This is a genomic window from Variovorax sp. FW301-JW7, assembly GCF_058788795.1.
Window position 1 is genome coordinate 145170 of the sequence record NZ_JBYTBC010000005.1, and the last position, 202, is coordinate 145371.

The 202-nt window shown below is 79.2% G+C and carries 1 protein-coding gene; it reads right to left on the reverse strand.

Annotated elements, in window-relative coordinates:
- Positions 1-197: hypothetical protein (locus AC3WQM_RS15790; protein ID WP_492679986.1), on the reverse strand; the 197-nt coding region annotated here is incomplete at its 3' end.
- Positions 198-202: the final 5 nt, after the last annotated feature.

The following is a 202-nucleotide window of genomic DNA, read 5'->3' on the forward strand; positions in this document are numbered from 1 at the left end:
AGCGCCAGCACCAGCACCAGCGCCAGCGCCAGCGCCAGCGCCAGCGCCAGCACCAGCGCCAGCGCCAGCGCCAGCGCCAGCGCCAGCGCCAGCGCCAGCGCCAGCGCCGGCGGCGGTGCCAGCACCTGCGGCGGTGCCAGCACCTGCGGCGGCACCAGCACCTGCGGCGGTGCCAGCACCTGCGGCGGCACCAGCACCTACG